The 21,681-nt window shown below is 38.5% G+C and carries 20 protein-coding genes; 6 read left to right on the top strand and 14 right to left on the bottom strand.

The genetic code is table 11. The features are described from left to right. Nucleotides 1-283: 283 nt before the first annotated feature. Nucleotides 284-724 (top strand): hypothetical protein, encoded by a 441-nt coding sequence (locus C9J45_RS11685; protein ID WP_233217706.1) that lies wholly within the window; start codon nucleotides 284-286, stop codon nucleotides 722-724. Between the two features lie 104 nt (nucleotides 725-828). Here the strand turns inward: C9J45_RS11685 and C9J45_RS11690 are convergent, their stop codons facing one another. From C9J45_RS11690 to C9J45_RS11705, 4 genes are all read right to left on the bottom strand, one after another. After that, the gene (locus C9J45_RS11690; protein ID WP_107292550.1) at nucleotides 829-1,875 is read right to left on the bottom strand and encodes an oxidoreductase; all 1,047 of its coding nucleotides are present in this window, start codon (nucleotides 1,873-1,875) and stop codon (nucleotides 829-831) included. Between the two features lie 218 nt (nucleotides 1,876-2,093). Beyond that, nucleotides 2,094-3,041: an FAD:protein FMN transferase gene (locus C9J45_RS11695; protein WP_107246249.1), complete on the bottom strand. Its 948-nt coding sequence runs from the start codon at nucleotides 3,039-3,041 to the stop codon at nucleotides 2,094-2,096. Between the two features lie 89 nt (nucleotides 3,042-3,130). Then, complete coding sequence (locus tag C9J45_RS11700; RefSeq protein ID WP_107292551.1) at nucleotides 3,131-6,148, bottom strand: flavocytochrome c; 3,018 nt, start codon at nucleotides 6,146-6,148, stop codon at nucleotides 3,131-3,133. A 563-nt stretch (nucleotides 6,149-6,711) separates the two neighbouring features. After that, nucleotides 6,712-7,614, bottom strand: a complete 903-nt coding sequence (locus C9J45_RS11705) for an SDR family oxidoreductase (protein ID WP_233217707.1) — start codon at nucleotides 7,612-7,614, stop codon at nucleotides 6,712-6,714. 104 nt (nucleotides 7,615-7,718) lie between these two features. On the opposite strand from C9J45_RS11705, the gene C9J45_RS11710 reads away from it, so the two are divergent. Beyond that, nucleotides 7,719-8,588, top strand: a complete 870-nt coding sequence (locus C9J45_RS11710) for a LysR family transcriptional regulator (RefSeq protein WP_107292553.1) — start codon at nucleotides 7,719-7,721, stop codon at nucleotides 8,586-8,588. 38 nt (nucleotides 8,589-8,626) lie between these two features. Here C9J45_RS11710 and C9J45_RS11715 read toward each other — a convergent pair whose 3' ends face one another. From C9J45_RS11715 to msrA, 4 genes are all read right to left on the bottom strand, one after another. After that, nucleotides 8,627-9,367, bottom strand: coding sequence for an AAA family ATPase (locus C9J45_RS11715; protein ID WP_107292554.1), 741 nt, complete (start codon nucleotides 9,365-9,367; stop codon nucleotides 8,627-8,629). Between the two features lie 122 nt (nucleotides 9,368-9,489). After that, complete coding sequence (locus C9J45_RS11720) at nucleotides 9,490-10,038, bottom strand: hypothetical protein (protein ID WP_233217708.1); 549 nt, start codon at nucleotides 10,036-10,038, stop codon at nucleotides 9,490-9,492. 270 nt (nucleotides 10,039-10,308) lie between these two features. Further along, the gene (locus tag C9J45_RS11725) at nucleotides 10,309-10,590 is read right to left on the bottom strand and encodes an HPF/RaiA family ribosome-associated protein (protein ID WP_107246254.1); all 282 of its coding nucleotides are present in this window, start codon (nucleotides 10,588-10,590) and stop codon (nucleotides 10,309-10,311) included. A 114-nt stretch (nucleotides 10,591-10,704) separates the two neighbouring features. Then, the gene (gene msrA / locus C9J45_RS11730; RefSeq protein ID WP_005366207.1) at nucleotides 10,705-11,202 is read right to left on the bottom strand and encodes a peptide-methionine (S)-S-oxide reductase MsrA; all 498 of its coding nucleotides are present in this window, start codon (nucleotides 11,200-11,202) and stop codon (nucleotides 10,705-10,707) included. 243 nt (nucleotides 11,203-11,445) lie between these two features. On the opposite strand from msrA, the gene C9J45_RS11735 reads away from it, so the two are divergent. Both C9J45_RS11735 and C9J45_RS21655 read left to right on the top strand, forming a co-directional pair. Then, entirely contained in the window at nucleotides 11,446-11,835 is a 390-nt protein-coding gene (locus tag C9J45_RS11735; protein WP_107246255.1) for an MAPEG family protein, read from the top strand. 332 nt (nucleotides 11,836-12,167) lie between these two features. Further along, on the top strand, nucleotides 12,168-12,344 hold the full coding sequence (locus C9J45_RS21655; RefSeq protein WP_181318116.1) for a hypothetical protein: 177 nt from the start codon (nucleotides 12,168-12,170) through the stop codon (nucleotides 12,342-12,344). Between the two features lie 126 nt (nucleotides 12,345-12,470). Here C9J45_RS21655 and C9J45_RS11740 read toward each other — a convergent pair whose 3' ends face one another. Next, nucleotides 12,471-14,111: an insecticidal delta-endotoxin Cry8Ea1 family protein gene (locus C9J45_RS11740; RefSeq protein ID WP_233217714.1), complete on the bottom strand. Its 1,641-nt coding sequence runs from the start codon at nucleotides 14,109-14,111 to the stop codon at nucleotides 12,471-12,473. A 504-nt stretch (nucleotides 14,112-14,615) separates the two neighbouring features. Next, nucleotides 14,616-15,542, bottom strand: coding sequence for a hypothetical protein (locus C9J45_RS11745; protein WP_107292555.1), 927 nt, complete (start codon nucleotides 15,540-15,542; stop codon nucleotides 14,616-14,618). A 683-nt stretch (nucleotides 15,543-16,225) separates the two neighbouring features. Between C9J45_RS11745 and C9J45_RS11750 the strand changes: the two genes are divergently transcribed. Further along, complete coding sequence (locus C9J45_RS11750) at nucleotides 16,226-17,899, top strand: RluA family pseudouridine synthase (RefSeq protein ID WP_107292556.1); 1,674 nt, start codon at nucleotides 16,226-16,228, stop codon at nucleotides 17,897-17,899. Between the two features lie 52 nt (nucleotides 17,900-17,951). Here the strand turns inward: C9J45_RS11750 and C9J45_RS11755 are convergent, their stop codons facing one another. Further along, nucleotides 17,952-18,116 carry a DUF2256 domain-containing protein gene (locus C9J45_RS11755; RefSeq protein WP_107292557.1) on the bottom strand — a complete coding sequence of 55 codons (165 nt, stop codon included), beginning with the start codon at nucleotides 18,114-18,116 and terminating at the stop codon, nucleotides 17,952-17,954. Nucleotides 18,117-18,207: 91 nt separating this feature from the next. On the opposite strand from C9J45_RS11755, the gene C9J45_RS11760 reads away from it, so the two are divergent. Further along, a complete protein-coding gene (locus C9J45_RS11760; protein ID WP_233217715.1) occupies nucleotides 18,208-18,591 on the top strand; it encodes a hypothetical protein in 384 nt (127 codons plus the stop codon). Here C9J45_RS11760 and C9J45_RS11765 read toward each other — a convergent pair. The 3 genes from C9J45_RS11765 to C9J45_RS11775 form a co-directional block, all read right to left on the bottom strand. Beyond that, entirely contained in the window at nucleotides 18,526-18,861 is a 336-nt protein-coding gene (locus tag C9J45_RS11765; protein ID WP_107206750.1) for a zinc ribbon domain-containing protein YjdM, read from the bottom strand. The two genes, C9J45_RS11760 and C9J45_RS11765, sit on opposite strands and share 66 nt — an antisense overlap. Before the next feature lie 163 nt (nucleotides 18,862-19,024). Then, entirely contained in the window at nucleotides 19,025-20,857 is a 1,833-nt protein-coding gene (selB, locus tag C9J45_RS11770; protein ID WP_107292558.1) for a selenocysteine-specific translation elongation factor, read from the bottom strand. Nucleotides 20,858-21,170: 313 nt separating this feature from the next. Continuing rightward, nucleotides 21,171-21,644: a hypothetical protein gene (locus C9J45_RS11775; protein WP_233217689.1), complete on the bottom strand. Its 474-nt coding sequence runs from the start codon at nucleotides 21,642-21,644 to the stop codon at nucleotides 21,171-21,173. Between the last annotated feature and the right edge of the window lie 37 nt (nucleotides 21,645-21,681).

The following is a 21,681-nucleotide window of genomic DNA, read 5'->3' on the forward strand; positions in this document are numbered from 1 at the left end:
GCACATTCGCCTAGTCGTCGGCAGCGTCGGATGTGCATAAGAGACAGGCGGTAATGACGATAATAATAGCGGTGGCGGTGGTGGTGGTGGTGGTGGTACAGACAAAGCTACTCCACTTGATCTTGGTAATTTAACATCTGATGTTAAAAAGCAATACGCACAAGTTAACTATGATACTTTTTTAGTTATTACTGAAAGCGCCCTAAACTGTGCAAAAGATCTTAACATTGGCGAAACCGATAATACTTGTGCAGTTATCGATAGTGGCAATCATAATGAAGGGTTGAGTATTGAAGAGATATCAGGGACTTTATCTGTTCAAAAGCAAGCTGATAAGATTCAGATAAGCACGGTTAAAGACATACAATTTCATGCACCTTTAATTAATCAAAACACAAATACTTTTAAGCTCAATCAAAATAATATTGCTAACACACAAAAAGAAACAAATTTTATTAAAATACCAGAGGCAACAGATCAAGAAGCCAATATTCAAGAAGTCGAATCCGACCAAGTGTATTTAGGTGGTACTTTTACCTTCTCAAATGATAATGGTATCAAAACCGTTGACGCTTTTGCTCATGAATTCTATGGTTTAATTTATAGTCATAATACCAACACAGATGAAAGTCATTTTGTCAGTAGCATAAGTCGATTAGTGGGTAAAAATAATGCTATGGTCGACTGGAGTACAGATGAAAACGGTGTAATTAGACCAATCTAATTTCATTGAACGGAGAAACTAAGCCAAACTTAAAAAGTTAAGTTTGGCTTTTATTTAAAACTGATTAGCGTTCTTAAATATCTAAACGCCTATTGAGAGTGTATTTAGACAGCATCTTTAAGTTGTATTTTCTTACCTAAACGGCTGCTTTCCAACGCCAACTCTATTAACTTAATATTTAAAAGCGCATCTTCTGCTTTAACTGGACATGTCACACCTTGGCGAATGGCTTTAGCCACTTGGTGATAATATTCCTGATAACACCCTTTCACTGTTGGCACAGGCGTACAACTTTGCTCATCATAAAAGTTGCCATACTGAGACGGTGATTCTGCTGACCAATCTTCATTTACAGGCATAACACCAGAAACTAAGTATTGCTCTTGCGGATCAATACCCAGCTTTTCATAACAGCCACCAGTACCTTTAATAGTAAAACGCTTATTTTCGCCAGCACTTATCATGTCGCCATGAAGCACAACAAGGTGAGTTGAGTAATGTAAAAGTAAGTGGAAGTAATCAACATTATTAGAGCCTTTACGCGTGACTCTACAATCTGCCGTGATCGCGTCTGGTAATCCAAACAAGGTGATCGATTGATCCAGCAGATGTGATCCTAAATCAAATAATATGCCGCCACCATCTGCGGCTTGCTCTTTCCAACGTTCGCGAACCACTGGGCGAAAGCGATCGAAGTGAGATTCAAAATGTTTTAACTCTCCAAAACGTTTTTCATCGATCATTTTTTTCACGGTAAGAAAGTCACCATCCCAACGTCGATTGTGGTAAATACTCAGCATTAGCCCCTTTTCTTTTGCTAATGCGATCAGTACTTCTCCATCTTCAACCTTGGTGACAAATGGCTTTTCAATAATAACGTGTTTACCATTCTCTAAGGCTGCTTTAGCTAACTGAAAGTGGACATCATTTGGCGCGGTAATGATCACTAATTCAGCATCGGAAGAGGTTATCAGCGCTTCTGCACTATCAAAATGTTGAATTAATGGCCAATCTTCTTGAAGTTGTTGTTGCTTACTTGTACTTATCGCCGTTAGCTCAAACTCTTTTAGGCTTGTAATAAATGGAATATGAAAGGTTTGAGCGGAAAAACCATAACCAATAACCGCTGTTTTGATCGCTGAGCACGCCATGTTCATTTCTCCATACCGAATAATTGGCAATTGAATAATATCGTTTCATTTATACAAACACTGACAAACTCAAATACCAGCCAGTCATCTATCTGTGTGAGAAACTTATCATCATGGAGCAATGTAGGAAATGCAACTTACACATTTTTTGTCGTTTTAAGTGGTGAAAACAGGAAAATATAGAGCTGTATTTCACTTTAACAGTCAAATATTGCTATTTAGCGCATCTGAATAACTGTACCGTTATCAGTTAGGCCATGAGTGACAAAAACGTCACCTTGATTTGAGATCAATACCGCCTCAATCCCTGCCTGACGATTAAGATAAGCAAGCGCATCATCAATGGATGATAAAAAGCCAGCAGTGCTCCATATTTCACCATCAACAGAGAGCTTTGAAATAATCGTCACACTCGCGATATTGGTTGAGATAGGCTTGCCCGTTTGCCCATCAAGAAGGTGATGATATCGCTGCCCATGGTATTCAAAATAACGTTCATTAATGCCAGACGTTACCATTGAATAATCTCTTAAAGGCACAACTCGGCAAATATCGCCACGCGAAGCTGCCAGCGGGTTTTGAATACCGACATTCCATGTTTGTGAAGCATTCTCAGGCGAGTAACCAATGGTCAGTACATTACCACCAAGGTTAATAAAGCCATGCTCGACCCCGTTAGCGGTAAGAAAATCTTTGATCCGATCAGCAAAATATCCCTTAGCGATAGCGCCTAAATCTATCTGCATACCCGTTTGAGAAAGGTATACCGACTGATAGTCATCATCTAGGATAATGTTTGATGGATCGACAAGCTGTAATTTTTCCGCAAGCTCCACATCGGTGGGTAACTTGGCATCTTTAAAACCGATATGCCATGTTTTAACCAGTGGCCCAATCGCCACATTAAACGGATTTTGAGGATCGACACTGATCGCTTTTGATTTCTTAATCAGCGCATAAAGATCCGGCTTTACACGGACAGCTCGAATCCCTGCGTAGTTATTGACGCGCATCAGTTCAGATTGCGTCTGATTAACCGTAAAACGTTGAGTAAATTCTTGAAGTTGCAGATAACATTCTTTGATCAATGCTTCACCACGTTCATGATGAACCACAAGATCAATAAAGGTTCCCATCATAGGAAAACGCGTTTTATAACTTGCCATTAACTCTGTTCTCGTTAAATAGTAAAAAGGGAAGCACATGGCTTCCCTTTGTACCCAAGTAACTTCAAGATGCTTGGGTATATATCTAATTAAACGCGGTTAGATACGCTATCACCCGCTATACGACCATAAGTGAAGATATCAATCAACGCATTACCACCTAAACGGTTACCAGCATGAATACCACCAGTCACCTCACCGGCTGCATATAGCCCAGAGATTGGTGTCCCCGTTTTATCCAATACACACGCTTGAGTATTGATCTTCAAGCCACCCATTGTATGGTGAACTGAAGGCTTACGTGGCGTTGCATAGAACGGTGCTTTTTCCACTTTTAAGCCAAGTGCGCCTTTGTGGAATTCAGGATCACGGCCTTCATCAACGTAACTGTTATAACGGCGAATCGTTTCTGTTAACGCTTCGGTCGGTACATTAATTTTTTGCGCTAATTCTTCAATTGAATCCGCTTTAATAATAATACCTTCTTCGATCTCACGCTCAATGGTTTCATCTGTGGTGTTCGCTGCTGTTTGACGGATAGCTTCATCAGCAATCATATAAATCACACCACCATTGTCGAAGAAAGAACGAGAAAGCACGTCTCGACTTTCACATTCATCGACAAAACGCTTGCCTTGGTTGTTAACAAATACAAAGTTTTCAGGTGGAACAATAAGACCCGTTAATAACGCACCAGATTTAGGATCACCAATCGGCATTAACTGAACATATTCCATGCCCACTAAATCAGCACCGACTTTTTCACCGATTTCAATACCATCACCAATAAGTGCAGGTGAGTTGGTTGTTTTAATATCGTCGGCAATCTCGTTCCAGTAGTTGTTGTATTTTTGCAGCATTTTGGTGTTAGCACCAAAACCACCAGAAGCCAGTACAACACCACAATTAGTGGTCAACACATATTTTGTACCGTCTGAATGCGTTGCTTTAATACCAACCACTTTTCCATCATCAACAATCAATTCTTCAGCTCGCGCATCCGTAATGATATGACCACCTTGGGCAATTACTTGTTTTTGCAGTTTTTCGACAAACTCAACACCTTTAGGGCGATTAGGTTTGTGCGCTCGACGCCATAGCGCACCAACAGCGATATCCACCATGCCACGGTTAAAGTTGATGCCTTTTTCCGTTAACCAATCAATCGATTCCATTGCACGACTTGTTAACGTCTGTACTAAATCGTATTGACCATGAATTGGTTCGCCATCAAGGTTAGTACGTTTGCCACCTAGGTATGTCTGAATTAGGTGCAGTTCAACGGAATCAAACAGATAATTTTTGCCACTTTCAGTATCAAGGAAATAGTTAGCTAGTTGATCTTTCAGTGTGCGGAAATCTGCAAGATATTCTTCTGCAATGTCTGATTCAGGTGTATCGGCAATTGCTTTAAGATAATCCACTTCACCAGCAATCGCAGGGAAATCTTTTACCCACTTAGGCTCTGCTGCATTCACCCAACCGCCTGTACGTACAGTGTTACCACCAACAACAGGGAATTTTTCTAGCAAGATAACAGACTTACCATTATCTAAAGCAGTAAGCGCTGCACTTAAACCTGCACCACCGCCACCGACAACAACAACATCGACAGTTTTTTCGATAACTTCCGTAGACCATTCAACCGCTTCACGTGCTTTACAACGAAGCGCTTCCGAGTTACCACCCGCTAAATCAACAGCATCAGATACACCGTCAATAACCGCTTGGCTACTCACTGTCGCACCAGAAATCACATCAATATTTAGCGTTTGGCCTTCCATAATTTGTTGTGGAATACGTTCAAACGCAGGGTTAGCAATACCGTCTGACTCTTTTGATGAATCAACGATAATATCGAGGATCTTGTCTTCAGAGAACGTCACCGTTACAGGTAATTTGCCATTATGACCGTAGCCATAAGCGGTGTACTCACCAGGCTCAAAGGTGATCTCAACGTTTTGTAATTCTTTAATACGCTGGTGCTTTAATGCCTCAGCTTTACTATCAACAATCATGTAATCCATGATTTCCCAAAGTGGTGTTGGGATCTTCAGTTGATGTTGTTGCTCAATATCAGCGAACTCGGCACATTCTTCACCATTGATCGCTTTAGTCGCCCATGTTGGCTCAACAAGGAAACCTTTACCCACACTCACCATGTCGTAACCTTGTGCTAACGCTTGATCAGCATCTGAACGCTGAGCGATACCACCAACACCTATTACAGGGATTTTGGCAACATTGTCAGATTTAAGCGCATGGTATTTACGAATAAGTAGTTCTTTATCTTCAGGGTTTACAATCGAATTTCGAGTATAGTTACCCATCGAAAAGTGGAAATAATCAAGACCACTCGCAGCCAACTTATCAAGCAAGTACATGGTATCTTCGAAACGAATACCAGGCTCTTCAATTTCTTCAGGAGAGAAACGGTAACCAATAATGAAATCATCGCGTTGGTGATCAGCGACAACTCTTTTCGCTTCATTTAAAACAGCAAGAGGGAATGTCGTACGTTTTTCAATATTACCGCCCCACTTATCATTTCGACGGTTTGAGTGTGGAGAGAAAAACTGTTGAAGGATGTATGTATTAGCGCCATGGATCTCAACACCATCAAAGCCCGCAACAATTGCACGATGAACAGCATTAGCAAAAGCATCAATCATGAAGCCAATCTGCTCTTTCGTCATTTCAAGTGGTGTTTCTGCATTATCGCGAAGCGCAGCGACAGGACTCGCCGATATAGGTTGATGGCCACCATTGTATTCGCCATTTGCCATACGGCCAGCATGGTAGATCTGAAGAATAGCCTTTGAGCCTTTCTCTTTAATTGCCGATGCTAACTTCTTGAGCCCAGCAATCTTACTGTCGGTATTGATACCTAATGCACCGGGAAATGCTCTACCGTAATTTTCAACAAACGCACTTTCAACAATGACTGCGCCAGCATCGCCAGAGCGAGCGGCATAATAGTCGATCATTTCTTGTGTAACACCACCATCAAAAAATGCAGATTGAATGGTCATTGGTGCCATAACAATGCGGTTTTTGAATTTGGCTTGTGATAAGCCTAATTGAATTTCATCTGTTAATTTATTCACTGATTCATATTCCAATAATAATTAATACTTATATTAAAAATCACTAAATAAGCAGTTAAATTTAAGTAGCTTTTAAAATAAGAACTAAGGCAATTAACTAAGATTGAATGAAATTACTACAGCGGTAATTCTCAGTAAAATGATACATCTGCATTTAGTCTATGCATAAAGCACATAAAACCATTAACATTTAAATAAATTCTCTTTCTATTAACATTTAAATTTAAACAAGCAAACAAAATAAGAGAAAAATTTACTTAGTATGAGCAGTTATGAAAAAATAAACATCGTTGAAAATGGAGAATATAACTACTATCAACAGCTTAATTTTCACGAAATTGACTAATAATAAAAATAATCAAAAAATGATAAAACGGAGAGTGGTTATCCTATTCCTCAGAAAAAATTGCCGTATTAAAATAGAAATCATTCCTATTTTTCTTTAATCTTTATTTGCAAAATTGAATTTCATTATTGGCTGGATTTATGCCTTTGATGACAGTGAATAAAACCAATAATAAAAAAGCTGACATTAAGTCAGCTTCTATTGAAAACGTTGTATGTTAATCAATGAACTTATTATTCTTAGCCCAACGAGTGATCACCTCTTTTGCTAATGGCGCAGGGCCAAAGAAACGTTCTTGATCGCTAATGTCAGCAACAAAACGCCCTTTTTTGAAGAACAGGAACATTTCAAGCATGTCATAGCCAAGCTCACTGAATAGTTTGATTGGGCGAACAAGTAATTGGAAAACAAACCATGGCACAGTCCATGTTGATAACTTCTTACCTGTCACTTCACTAATTAATTGCACCAATTCCGCTTGGCTTTTGGCACCATCACTCCAACCTACATCAATCGATTTATTATTGATTTCATCACCTTCAAATGCGGCAGATTTAGCAAGATAATCAGCTAAATCATCAGTCAAAATGTACGACCACTTAGTAGTTGTATCGCCAATTGCGTAAAAACGACCCGCTTTAAAGCCATCCGCAATGTAATCAGACGTTTGATCTAAAAACGCTGGTGCACGCACAAATACATAAGGAATGCCGACTTGCTTAATCACATCTTCTGCAACTTTTTTAGCATGAAAATGTGGCACGCTTTGCGCTTCATCGCTATTAACAATACTCAAGAAAACAAAGCGTTCAATGTTTGCTCGTGCTGCTGCTTCTGCGAGATTTTTATTGCCTTGGAAATCGGCATCAAGGCTCTCTTTCATATAACCGTTAGCAGAGCTAATCACCACATCCACACCTTGTAATGCAGCATCTAAAGAAGCAGGATCCATCATGTCAGCCTTTACCCACTCTAGCTCTGAAAATTCACCTTTTGGTGCACCACGGCGTGACATCGCTTTAATATCGACGTTTGAATGCTGCATTAAACTACGTAAAATTTTACGACCTAGGAAACCTGTGGCACCAACAACAAGTACTTTCTTCTTTTGAGTTTGCATAATCATTTTCTCGTTAATCTCTGACGTTGAAGCCATGTTATATAATTCTATATTTGGATTAAATACTATAAAATGGAAATGATTGGTTCAAAAATGGGATAATTATGAAATCACTCGATGATATGGCGTTATTTGTAGAAGTCGCCAACGTAATGAGCTTTCGCCAAGCCGCAGAGATTACTGGAGTGCCTAATTCCACCCTTTCAAGGCGCATCAGTGCATTAGAAAAAGCCATTGGGCTGCGTTTGCTCCACCGTACAACACGAAAAATTGAACTCACAGAGGCCGGTCAACTGTATTACGAGCGTTGTCGTCGTATTGTTGAAGAAGCCAAACTCGCCCATCAACAATTGAGTGATATAGCAGAAAATCCTAGTGGTACGGTTCGCGTGTCTGCCCCTATTGATTTTGCGACCCACTTCATTGCGCCATTACTACCCGAATTTTCAAAACAATATCCCGATATTGAATTGGAATTTGATTTATCTTCACGGCGTGTGGATATGACATCGGAATATTTCAACGTAGCAATTCGAGCAGGTGAAAGTGAAAGCTCAAGCTTAATTGCTCGTAAACTCGCTAACTTCCATCACTATGTTTATGGTTCTCCCGCTTATTTGGCACAATATGGCGAACCACAATCACCAGACGAACTTACTCAACATCAGTGTTTTAGTATCGTAAAATCAGCCCATTGGGCATTACATAGCAAAGATAAATCGGCAGATATTAAGGTAAACAGCAAACTATTTGTAAATAGTATTGGCATGATCAAGCAATTAATAGTGCTCAATATGGGATTGGGATTACTCCCACAAGAAATGATCACAGATGAGTTAGCGCAAGGAACATTACAACGCATATTACCGGACTGGCAAAGTTCTCCTGTGCCGATATACGCCATAACCGAAACACGGTTACTACCCGCCAAGACTCGCTGTTTTATTAACTTTATTCAAAGTAAACTTGAATAGGTAAACTCAAGCGATTCATCGAGCAATATTAAGCTCAATTACTCTTCTTCCATTAAGATTTTCATCATCTGCTGATGGTGATTCAGGAAGTTTCGAGTGATCTCATAATGCTCGGTATCCTCATACGTTGTTTCATCGATGCCACTATCACTGAACTGATAGATTTTAGCTCTTGGGTAGGCCAATAAAATCGGTGAGTGAGTAGCAATAATAAATTGCGAACCTGCTTCAACTAAACGATGCATTTCTGAAAGCGCAGCCATTTGTCTAGCTGGTGAGAGAGCAGCTTCGGGCTCATCCATAATGTATAAACCATTACCGCGTAACTTATTAGAGATCATTGCCATGAAAGATTCACCATGAGATTGATGGTGTAGTGATTGCCCACCATAACCTTGCAACGGTGGCGGCATAAGCTGATCTAAATAAGTGGCAACATTATAAAAACTCTCAGCCCTTAAAAAATAGAAGTCTTTCGGGCGTTTAAAACTTTTCACGGTTTTAATGTAGCGATCTAACTCAGAATGCGTTTGCGCGGTAGCAAAACCGGTATTCTTGTTCCCCCCTTCCGCATTAAGCCCCATCGCGACTGCAATCGCTTCAATTAGCGTAGATTTTCCTGAACCATTTTCACCGACAAAAAAAGTAACATCAGGATGAAATTCAATGACATCTAACGCTTTGAGGGCTGGAATACAAAACGGAAATTGATCGTAATTATCAATTTTTTCGCGCTTTAAAGCGATTTCTCGTAGGTAAGGTTTTTCTTCAAAACTCATAAATCTCAAACAGTGTTATTTATTTCTAAAATAGTTTAACCATGTTATCCGTTATCACATTGAAATAAAATGAGCGAGAAAGTTAGTACCCACTCAATTTATATCAACCATGAATAACGGACCTATTCCGCTTGAGATGGTGCTGCTTCTGTTGCAGATGCGGGTGTTGAAGAGGTTGGAGTATCAACTAAAGGTGCTGCCGCATCTTGCTGAATTTGCGTTGCTGTTGGTGAGTCAGCATGCGTTTGTGATTCTACAACTGGCGCTGCATTGGTAGATTCTGGCGTTGAAGATGTTGGAGTATCGATTAAAGGTGCTGCTAAAGGTGTAGCTGAATCTTGTTGGGTTTGTGCCTCTGTAGGCTGTTCCGTTACAACAGGAGCGCTTGATGCGACATCGACGCCAGAGCATGACATCCCTAAGCTGGTTAATTTTTCAGCAAAAGATTTCGCTTTTTCTTCACAGTAACCGACCTCATGTTTCGCATCCCATAATACAGCAGTGCCTTCCGGCTTAGTATAGCGAACTTCACACGGTACTTTGCTATTTGGATTAGCATAAACAACTTCGATGACACGCTCAGAATGATCACTTTTACACACATACCTATCTTGTGCATGTGCTTGAAAAGCGAGAATAGATAGCGCAACCAATAATAGTGATTTCATCATATAACTCCCCAAAATATACGTTATAAAAGAGATAACAATCTTATCTTATTCGCTAAACAATGACTTGAAGCTGAATATTTAACGCGATAGATGATTTAACCTTTACTATTCAAACAGTATAAGGGCTTTGACAATAAACATAGAATTAAATTTATCATTATGTGATTGGGTATTGCATACATTTAAGAGCAATAACCGTAATAGGCAGACAATAAAAAAGGCTCATTACGAGCCTTTAATTTTGATGACAAGAAATGCAATCGCATGAAATTATTGATGCGCTGCTTTCTTCTCAACCACTTTTTCAAAATGGAAAAATGCTTCTTTAATACATTCTTCTAAATTTACGTTATGCGCTTTAGCACTCACTTTATGGAACACTTCAGTATCCATTTTCAAATCAACAGCATAGCCTGTATCTTCTTTGATGATATCCACATGAAGATGTTTAAATTCAGGATCGATAACCATCATCTTTTCAATATAATCAGATACTACTGCTTTGATTGAATCAGTTAGTTCCATATGTTCACATTTGATTTTTAAGCTCATGATACACCTCAGTAATTCTCTTAAATATCTGACACTGAATGTAAGCCTAAAAATAAAAAAAGTCTCATCCTAAAAAAGTAATATTAATACTCAAAAAATGACTTCGCTTCACCTTTATTCTTCAGGTAATACCCAATCAGGACGCGGAAAATGACAGGTATAGCCATTAGGTCGGTGAAGTAAATAATCTTGGTGTTCTGGCTCTGCTTGCCAAAAATCACTTGCTGGCACGACTTCTGTTACTACCGTGCCCGGCCAAATGCCAGAAGCATTAATACGCTTAATCAAATCTTGGGCCGTGTTTTTTTGCGCCTCTGAAGTATAGAAAATCGCAGAGCGATAAGAAGTACCGATATCATTACCTTGGCGATTGGTCGTTGTTGGATCATGAATTTGAAAGAAGTACGCCAAAATATTTTCAAAACTGGTTTGGTCATCATCAAAAGTTATTTCAATCGCTTCAGCATGAGTACCATGATTGGGATAAGTGGCATTTGCCACATCACCGCCCGTATAGCCAACGCGGGTTGTTATTACCCCAGTTTGACGACGAATAAGATCTTGCATCCCCCAAAAACAGCCGCCAGCAAGTATCGCTTTTTGTTGTGCCATCGTTAACTCCTTCGCATTCTTAAATCCTAATTCAATATATACCCTATCAATAAATCGTCAGGGATGAACAGTATTTGTGATTGAAAAACAGCTAAAAACTTATTTCAACGTCCTCAAGAAAAGTCTTCATTTAGCAATAGATTCTGCCTTCATATACCTAATTGACTGATGATCACGGTAAAGAACAAGTATACTTATTAATATAAAATCAAATAGCGAGTTGATAAAACCAGGGACGATTCATTGGATATTTTAATTTATAGTTTAATTGCCGCAGCATTACTTCCTTACATAGCCAAAATACCTCTCGCCGTCGCAATGCATAAAGTGGGAGGCTACGATAATAACCATCCCCGAGACCAACAAGCAAAATTGCATGGTTTTGGTGCGCGAGCATTAGCAGCACATCAAAATGCCTTTGAATCACTGATTATTTTTTCCATGGCCGTTTTGTTAGCAATCGCAACAGGCACCACAAATGAAAAAATTCAGTTATTGGCACTTCTCCACATTAGCTTTAGAGTTGTCTACCACATACTGTATCTAATAAATCTCGGTGTTTTGCGTTCCATCGCTTGGACGATAGCAATCGGCTGCTCATTTATCATTATGGGACAGTGCCTGTCGAGTTAATCAAAAGTAAGACATAAAAGTAGATTGAAGGTGCGACTTAATAAATGCACTTGATAAAAAGCATTAGCGTAACTATAAATTTATATGCAAGTGTCTAGGTTCATCATAACCATTGCCCCTCACTCCAAATATGTGACTAGAGGGGCTTTTTATATCAATTAAATACAAACCATTTTTATATCTGTGCACCATATCCTATGTGTAATTGGATATATTTTGATATTTTGCATGCGATTTTTTGATATTAATTTAACGATGGCAGATTTTATTGAATTGCATTGATAACACATTCTTTGTTATTAATCTGATATCGGTTGGAATGGAGATTTACGATGAATCACTGGACAGACTTTTTCCCTTATGTCGCTATGGCGATTAAAGTCATTGCGTTAATGGTTGCTGGATATTTTGCGATCAAGTGGCACTTCGACCAAGACAGAAAACTGAAGAATAAAGAAAAACAAGAACAACAAGAACAACAAGAACAACAGATTAAAACGCAAGATTAGGAAATCTTACAGCATAAATACTGCCAAGCAGCCTTTTTACTTTACACATTTATAGATAGCAGTATTTGTAGTTTTTTATTAGTAATATCAAGAGAGTCATAAGGATGACTCTCCGAATACATAACCTTATTTCTTCATCGCTTCTTTTAAAAGCGCCGCTCCTGCCAGCCCAACTAACGGCAATGCATCAATAGAGCCACCGCGCCTATCACCTCTATCATTGTTCCCATCTGTTGCATAAGCCCAAAACTCATCACGAGCAGCCTCATGTTCAGATGTTATACACGAGTATGCATCTAATTGATGAACTTCACTTAACACGTCAAGATCTGGCTCTTCAATGGATGATATGTAATGTTGCTGAAGAAACTCTTCATTCTTATTTTTAGGAGGTACCCAAGTAAAGCCCAAAATTAAACAACCTATCGCCTGATGAAAATAGGCACTATGAGTCCAAGCTGTCATCGTTGAAAGTCGACGAGGAAAAAATGCGACTTTATGTTCTTGTTGGAATTGAGCCTCATAACTATCCCATAACTCATAATCTTTATCATGAATATCATACAGCGTTAAATGTGAAGGGAGACTCTGAGACTTTATTATCGCATAGGATATTGGAAATTCTTCATCTTCAATACTCTCTATCGTGACATTTTTTGTTTCAACCCCTGATGCTGGATAAGCAATAACATCTGTTTTATTTACTCTCTGACCATCATTATTAATAGGCCCCTTACCATCAGGATAATAAACGTTTAAGTTTACTGGGCGCCCATCGAAGTAATCAAGATACAGTGAAGTGAAAGATAGCGTTGGCTGTCTATATACTCCTCCTATCACCCCTCTTCCACCACGGGCAACCTCATTACACTCTTGATCCCAATCATCCGCAGTGCCGTAAGCTGGAGAGTAAATGTCATTAAATTTACTTGAGTCCAATACAAATGATCTTGGATTAACATCAATATCCATTTGCTCAAACATTTGTATAAAGTCATCGCAATATTTTACAGCGATAGTGCTGGACGAAAAAAAATAATTGTAAGTATCAGTACGATGTTGCCCTACAGGAGGACGGTCTTTTTCCAATACCTCTCTTTGGTTTTTAATCGTCTGTTTTAAGTAATCAGAATATTGCTTTTTATATTCTTTCATTTCTGATTTTAACGAGTCATACATATGTTTAGATAAATTGTCTTTGTGATGCAGTAAAACATCCCTTAAAAAAGTCATATGTAACGAAGCGAAAACACCAAATAATGGACACAATATATATTCATAGCCTTTTTGTTGAAACTCAGGGCCCTCTCTTATGAAGTCATCATTTAACGTAACAATAAGAGACGTTATCTCCTCAGGAGAAGCGCCTTTGACAAGAGTTAAATATTTTTTTAGAGAGAGATTCATGCCTGCTACTATTGTACTTAATCTTGAAAAAACCTCTTCGTCTAATTTTTCATCAATTAGTTCTTCTACTTTGTCTTTAATTTTTCCCCAAACATCTTCTTTCGGTGACGGCCACAATAAACGCACGAGAAATGACACAACACCGCCAACTTCAGGAATAAAATTCAAAGCAAAACCCAGTGAACTTTTAAAGATTTCAATCACATCTGAACCTGAAAAGTCAGGGTAATTAATAGTGTAACCTTTATCACTACTTAACTCGTTATTACCGCCTAAACTACGAGCAATGCTATTGCCTGATAACAGAGACATCGCAACTAATGCTGATAATTTTTTTAACGCTAATCTTCTATCATTCATAAATACATCTTAATAATAAATACTATGCCTGATAACTCTGTGGCTAAATGCAATTACTCGTACCTTAAGTCATGAAGTCATGAAGTCATAAATACTCGCAACATTCTGCCACTGATAATACCCCGTCAGAAAATTACAATGTTAACGTTCGGTAAAAAACCATGAAGAAGTAATAAAAAATAAGAACCCAGTATTACTAGGTTGTTGCGACTTATATTAAAACAAACATTCTAATAACTTTTTTATTACGTATGGGTATAAGAAATGGGGCACTTAGCGGTTAATAGATTTATAAACAACGAGTTTACTGAATAATAAACTCATTTATGGACAAGAACATGTTTAAGGTTTGTTTATTTAGACTGGTAAGTAAGGCGCATGGGATACTCGACTTTTCAGTATAACTTCCATCATATTTTCAATATTTATCTTGAATAAGACTATCTAATACTTCGAATATGAATGAATGTAGATAGATAGCCTTATTTTTAGATTGAATTATATCTAATCCAATTGTGAGTTCGAACTATTTATTAACATTGAGATTTGAGGAACTACAGCTAATAACGATTCATGAAGCTTTTTCCCTGCTTCTCCTAAGTTTTCAACTAGGCCGTTGTAGGTATGATACCCTGTTACATTATCTTCTACTGAGTAGAAGCTTTTAACACCATAAAACTCTTTCGTTCTGCCATTGTAAATTGCAACATTTACACTGACTATCCGGGCATATGCATTAAGGGCACTTCCTGCATTATATATAGCTACAGGGCTAACCTGTATAACAAGGTCAGCATCAACACTTTCAAGTTCATTTGGATACCTCTGCCTAAATAATTTCCCTTGTGAGTCTAAAGCAGACCATCGCAAGTAAGGTACAGAGTGAACTTGATCTTTCAATAAAGAAACATCAATTCCTTTTTCTTTTAAAGAGCTTGAGAGTTCGTTAAGAAAATCTCTTCTTAAGTTTATCTTAGGGTTTGTACTAGAATATATTTCATTAAAATTAGATGCTCTTTCATTTGTTTTTTTACCTATCTCATTTATAATTCCCGCAGTTAAACTAGCAGCAACCGCTGTTATTCCAGAGTCTATTGCATTCGAGTTATTATTTTCAATTACTATTACACTTGAGTTATTTTCTATTACTGTTTGATTTGGTAGAAAGGTAGCATTGGTTTTCTTTTCTTGAGTTATTATCGGTTCGACTTCTTTACCAAGATCAAAATACATAGATTGTTTATCTGTAAAGTGTTGTTGATCCATAGATAGCATAAACTCTCCGACTAATGCATGTGTTCGCATTTCCGGAAAGTCAACAATCGCAACACTCTTAATATTATTTAAATTTTCTTTACTAAGTGGAGCGACAGGGAGCGTAGTGCAACCAGAAACCAAAAGTATCACTAATATAAAGGCTATTTTGTACATACGACTTCCTTGTATTAAAGCTATTATTAAAATAAAATTTCTTATTAAAAATTACAATATATAACCCACGTTTAATTTAGATATAAAACCACTGATATAATCTTAATATTTTTAGATGTAATTATGTAATCTAATTACATTATAGTTATACACTTCATTGAATTTAATTGATTAATTTTTCATTCACAATAAAAACCCCTCAAAAATGAATATGTAAAAGTATTATTTTGAACTACTTCTCAATATTTTTGTATACTGAAAAAATTTACTAAATAGTCATTATAATGATATTAAGCTATTATTCTTTTTTAAAGAATCCTATAAAGAAATATAAATTATGGAAATAACGAATACATTAATAGAGATTTTTAGTTATATTCCTATATAAAATAAATCTCTCTCATATTATTCCAAATAAAGTCTCAACCCATGATTTTCACCATTGGGTTACGTTTTTGTTCTAATTTTTTGATGTTGCTGGTCTTTAGCATATAGCAGATATCATTGTTTTCTAGCCCAATATATTGATCATCGCATGTGTGACACCTACAGCCACAAATTAAAATACTTTGCGTATTGTTCTCGCACGAACATGCATATCAATTTTATAGCTAAATCCTATCACTCGTACTCTCTCCCAGAGAGTGATAAAATCCACGCCCCATTTTGCGATAGATTAAGCCATGTACGATTCCCTTTTTACTCCATTTCGCTCATCGATTGAGGCTATCGCCTTACCTGAACGTTTTACTTATCCTTTTTGTTATAAGCCACATCCACTGAGTGTGTTAGCCGCGCAAGAGTTGCAACAACACCTAGAAACACAAACCGAATGGCAACACGATTTTGGTTTAGATGGCTTAAATAAAGACAGTGATAATCACGCCATTGGCAATATGTTCGGTGTGTTAGTGGTACAAAGCGAGCAAGGTAACATCGGTTATCTATCGGCATTTTCAGGCACTATCGCAGGGCAAACACAGTTACCCCAATTTGTGCCGCCTGTGTTTGATGCGCTTAACACCGATCCTGAGATCCAAGCGATTAAACACACGCTTACAGTACTAGAATCTGACATTGAATCTATTGCGTCTTCGCCTCAGTTCATTGCGCTGCAACAGCAATATACTCAAGCGAAAACGCAAGCTGAGCAAGAATCTGAAGCCTTTCGTTTACAGATGATTGAACAGCGCAAGCAGCGTAAATTGCAACGCAAAGCTGCCGAGCAAAGTGATGATGAAAACGTTAAAACAGAAGTGTTTCATCGCCTAGCCCGTGAAAGCGCTTACGATAAACATCAGCAAAAAGCCTTGCGCCAACAGTGGCAACAAACGCTGCAATCACTAAGCGAACAGCTTGAAGCAGATACCACTGCGCTTGCTGAACTAAAAGCCAAGCAAGATAAATTAGCAACACAATTAGAACAAAGTATTCATCGCCAATACCGCTTTGTGAACCAATTTGAGGAATATAAAGATCTCAATCAGTTGTTTGATGAGCCATTACAAGGGGCGGGCGATTGCGCTATCGTCAAACTGCTTCAGTATGCGTTTAACCACCAATTAACACCGTTAGCAATGGCAAATTTCTGGTGGGGTAAGTCCCCCGCGCCACAAATGCTAAAACATGCTTACTTTTATGAAGCCTCAAAAAACAAATGTGAGCCTATTTTAGCCCATATGTTGTCTGGCATTGAGATAGACGAGAACCCACTAGAGCAAAACCCAGCCGAAGGCAAAGAGCTAAGTATTGTTTATCAAGACGATGCGATGGTGATTGTTAATAAACCTGCAGAGTTCTTATCTGTACCCGGTAAAACCATTACCGATTCAGTATATAGCCGAATGCAAGCCATGTTCCCAGATAGCGATAGCCCGTTGATTGTCCATCGTTTAGATATGTCGACCTCTGGCTTAATGGTCATTGCCTTAACCAAAGATGCTCACAAAGCACTGCAAAAACAGTTTATAGAGCGCACTGTCGAAAAACGTTACGTTGCCCTATTAGAAGGTAACAGTGACAGTGATAGCGGGCTGATTGATTTTCCAATCCGGGTGGATTTAGACGATCGCCCTCGTCAAATCGTGTGTTACCAATACGGCAAGCCTGCACAAACCACATGGAACGTGCTTGAGCGTAAAAACGGCAGAACCAAGGTCTATTACTACCCAAAAACAGGTCGTACACACCAGCTTCGTGTCCATTCCGCCCATGTTAAAGGGATGAACATGCCTATTGTCGGTGATGATTTATACGGGCAAAAAGGCGATCGTTTATGCCTACATGCTCAATACTTGGCATTCAACCATCCGATAACTAACGAGCGCGTGGTGTTTGAAGTTGCTGAAGATTTTTAAAGCCTAAATAACACCGCTAAACGACAATGGCTGACGCATTTTTCGTTATGTATCAGCCTACTTTCTTTCTTGATGAGCCCATGTGTTGGCGTGTGCGCCTACAACGTTCAGAGCAATACTTCACTTCATCCCAACATTGTTGCCACTTCTTGCGCCAAGTAAACGGCCGTTGACAAACCGCACACACCTTAGCGGGTAAATTGGATTTTTTGTGCATCACTTGTTCTTATTTAATAAACACAGTGCTAGTACGTTTAAAACCCTTTATTGGCTGTTATTTCCTATAAAAATCATCCTTTCACTTCTTGATGCAACCAATCACGAAACACTTGTACTTTAGCCATCAAGGTACAACGATTTTTGTCAAATTATGGCAAATGCGCGAAACCGAAAAAGACACACTGCATGTTGATACCAACGATCTTACTAATTGGAAAGTGATTGAGGGGCGTGAAACATGCCCGTTATTTCGCAACCCATTTGAATCGGTCCGTTTACAGACAGTCGCTGCGGTTAATGTTGTGTGTGATTTATCACTCGATGCCACAGAGATTTTAGTGGTTATTGGCTCAGTCAAACGTGACGGGATCAATCAAACTTTGTTAATAAAATTGCGTAATGATGTATTACGCTTTTTTAACGAATTTTGCAGTAACCATCATGTCACCAGCACCATCAAGTTTACAGTCTAGTTGGTGGTCTTTACCTTCAGCAATACGTTTAATAACCGCTTTCGTTCCAATTTTTAGCACCAGTGAACTGCCTTTGACTTTCAGATCTTTAATTAGCGTGACCTTATCGCCCTCTTGCAATAATGTGCCGTTAACATCTTTCACTACTATGGTTTCTTCCTCTGCAACTTCAGCAGGGTTCCATTCATAGGCACATTCAGGACACACTAGGTTCGCTTGATCTTGATACACATATTCAGATTGGCAGTTTGGGCACGGCGGTAAAGACATAATCACAACTTCTTTAATCAATTAACAATAATACGCATTATGTTAATAGTTATAGCTAGCTAATACGAGTTTAATAACCCGTAATATCAAGTAAGTTAAAATAGCGACTAACATTGATTGTTACGGGTAACTTCAACACTCACTTTAATCATCGTTAGATTTATTACTGATCCCACGCTTTTAGGATAATACGCTCATCACCATCACGACGCACCCAGCCATCTTTTTCCATTCTATTTGCTAACGGGATTGAGTATTTTCGGCTTAATTCTGTCCGATCTTTAATATCTCCCATCGATATGCGATCTTGGGGTTGATGTTCAGCTATCACGGCTTTAACTAAATCAAGATATAAACCCATATCGAAGTAAATGGTGTCATCCAAAGCGGTAATATATTTTTGATGGCTGAGCTGTCTAAGCCACTTTTTACCACCAGCAACCGTTACTTTATTCAGTTCTAGTCCTGCTTTACCTAGCTCGCGTATTTGTTGCAGAATCTCTTGTGCCACAGGAGGTAATTCATCTTCGTTATCACCTTGCCCTAAGCACCATTTACCATAACTAACATGTACTTTTTCTTGCAGCTTTAATTGCTGCATTAAGATATCAATCACTACTTCATTAATACGTAGACGTGTTGCTATTTCGGCAGATGACATTGAGATCCCATCAGACAGTAACGTCTGAATTTGCATAACATTGTCAGCTAACCAGCTATCTTCAAAACAATAAGGCGTTAAATAAGTTTGTCCTTGTGCCGATTCAAAACCTGCTTCGGTCGTTTCAAAGTAACCTTGTAGAGCGAGTAACATCTCACGTTGTGATTCAGGCTTTAAAAGTACCGGTAAATTATCTAATGCTTGGTATAAACGGCGTTTTTGATAACCCATAACAGGTGTTGACCACACAATTTCAGCACCGTGTTGTAGCCCACAGCCACCTTTTTGGATCATTGCTAATCGTTGTCCAAAAATCATTGGGATGGGCTTTTCAAAGGTTAGTCGTGCTAATTGAGTATTCGGAATATAACTTAACAATGCTGAGCCATGCCAAGTCCCCATGGCAACTTCAACATGGCGTTGTTTACGTTGCTTGAGTTTGTCTGACGTCTTATTGATACGAACGATGCACTGACTATGTAATGGTGGGGTTATTGTCGCAGATGTTAATAAGTGCCCTCGCCCTACTTCTTTACGGCTGATCCCTTTAACATTCACAGCGACACGGCAGGTGGCAGATAATTGCTGATGTTGTTGATGATAAGCTTGCAGAGAACGAACCGTTCCCATGATGTTACTAGGAAAGCAGCGAACCTTATCGCCAATACTCAATGTTCCCTGTGCCAATGTACCTGTAAGTACGGTGCCCATGCCATTTACGACAAATGAACGATCGATATACATTATTGGGGCTACGACCTGATCACCTATAACATCAGCTAATGCTTTACGATCAATATTGGCTTTAACCGCCTCAATCAGTCGATCACGTAACGCAGGAATGTTGTCATTTTTTAAGGCTGATACACTGATAATCTCAGGTAATAAGCCCGTCATCTCCATCACATTGTCTAGCGCTTGATCTTCTACCGCACTGAGTTGCTCTGCCGTGACTTTATCGCGCTTGTTAATACACACGACGATATCTTCTATTCCCATCGCATGTGCAACTTGTAAGTGTGAGGTGGTCATCGGCATCCACCCTTCATCTGCCGCTATAACCAGCAATAGCACGTTAAGGTGCCATACACCTGATACCATATTACGTAGATAACGTTCATGTCCCGGGACATCCACAACCCCAATGGTATTATTGTTATCATCTTTAAAATAGGCAAAACCCAAATCTTGTGTCATACCTAATTGTTGTTCATGTGGACGCGCTGTGACGATACCTGTGAGTGCTTCAATTAAAGCGGTTTTACCGTGATCAACATGACCAGCCAAACCAATAACGGCTTGATATTTTTCTACATTATGAGGCTGTGAGACCATTACTACGACCTAATTGAAGTGAATAATATTTGTATTGAGATAAAATATTAATTGTTGCGTATGTTGAGACATGAATACGCAGCCATTACTTTATAAACGTTTATCATCAAATTCTTGAGGTGATAGTAATAAACTTTCGGATATTAGTAATTGACTAGTATCAATTTGTATAACAAACAAATATTAGGCTTGTTTTTTAATGAAGTGTTTTTGCTTTTATCTGTATGATATTTATTCATACTCTTTATTATTTTCTATTAACAAGCAATAAAAAGCCCCGCTTATTGCAGGGCTTAGTTCTATTTTTAAATTTCTATCTGATCACGTTATTGTCTTTCATATTCGTGATTAATATTCCCGTTAATTCATCAATAATATTATTCATATCACTTGGATCAACAGATTCTGATGATGTTGACCAAATCGGGATATGACTTTGCGTATCAAATAAGGTGAACTCAACGTTTACAAATTCGTAAGAAACAGAGTAACTATCATCGTAAATATAACTATAAGACGTATTGTAGTAGCTGTTAAAACTAATACCTCGATTATAGCCATAACCGGTATTACCCGGATATCTCACTTCTTTATCTTCAATATTTATCAATTTTGCGACAAAAACGGTTTGGGTATTATGTTTTTTCACATAAGCCGCAATATCACCTTTAGACGGTAATTCATTAGGAAAAATTTGCGAACTTGGGATCGCATCCACCCCATGAGCTTGTAATTGTTTGACCATATCATCTTCAAAGATCCGTCTTACACGTAAGTTGTCAGACATAGCAACAACCATCGTGCTTTTTATTGGAAACTTTGTA

The organism is Photobacterium sp. GB-1 (assembly GCF_003026165.1).
Classification (GTDB): Bacteria; Pseudomonadota; Gammaproteobacteria; order Enterobacterales; family Vibrionaceae; genus Photobacterium.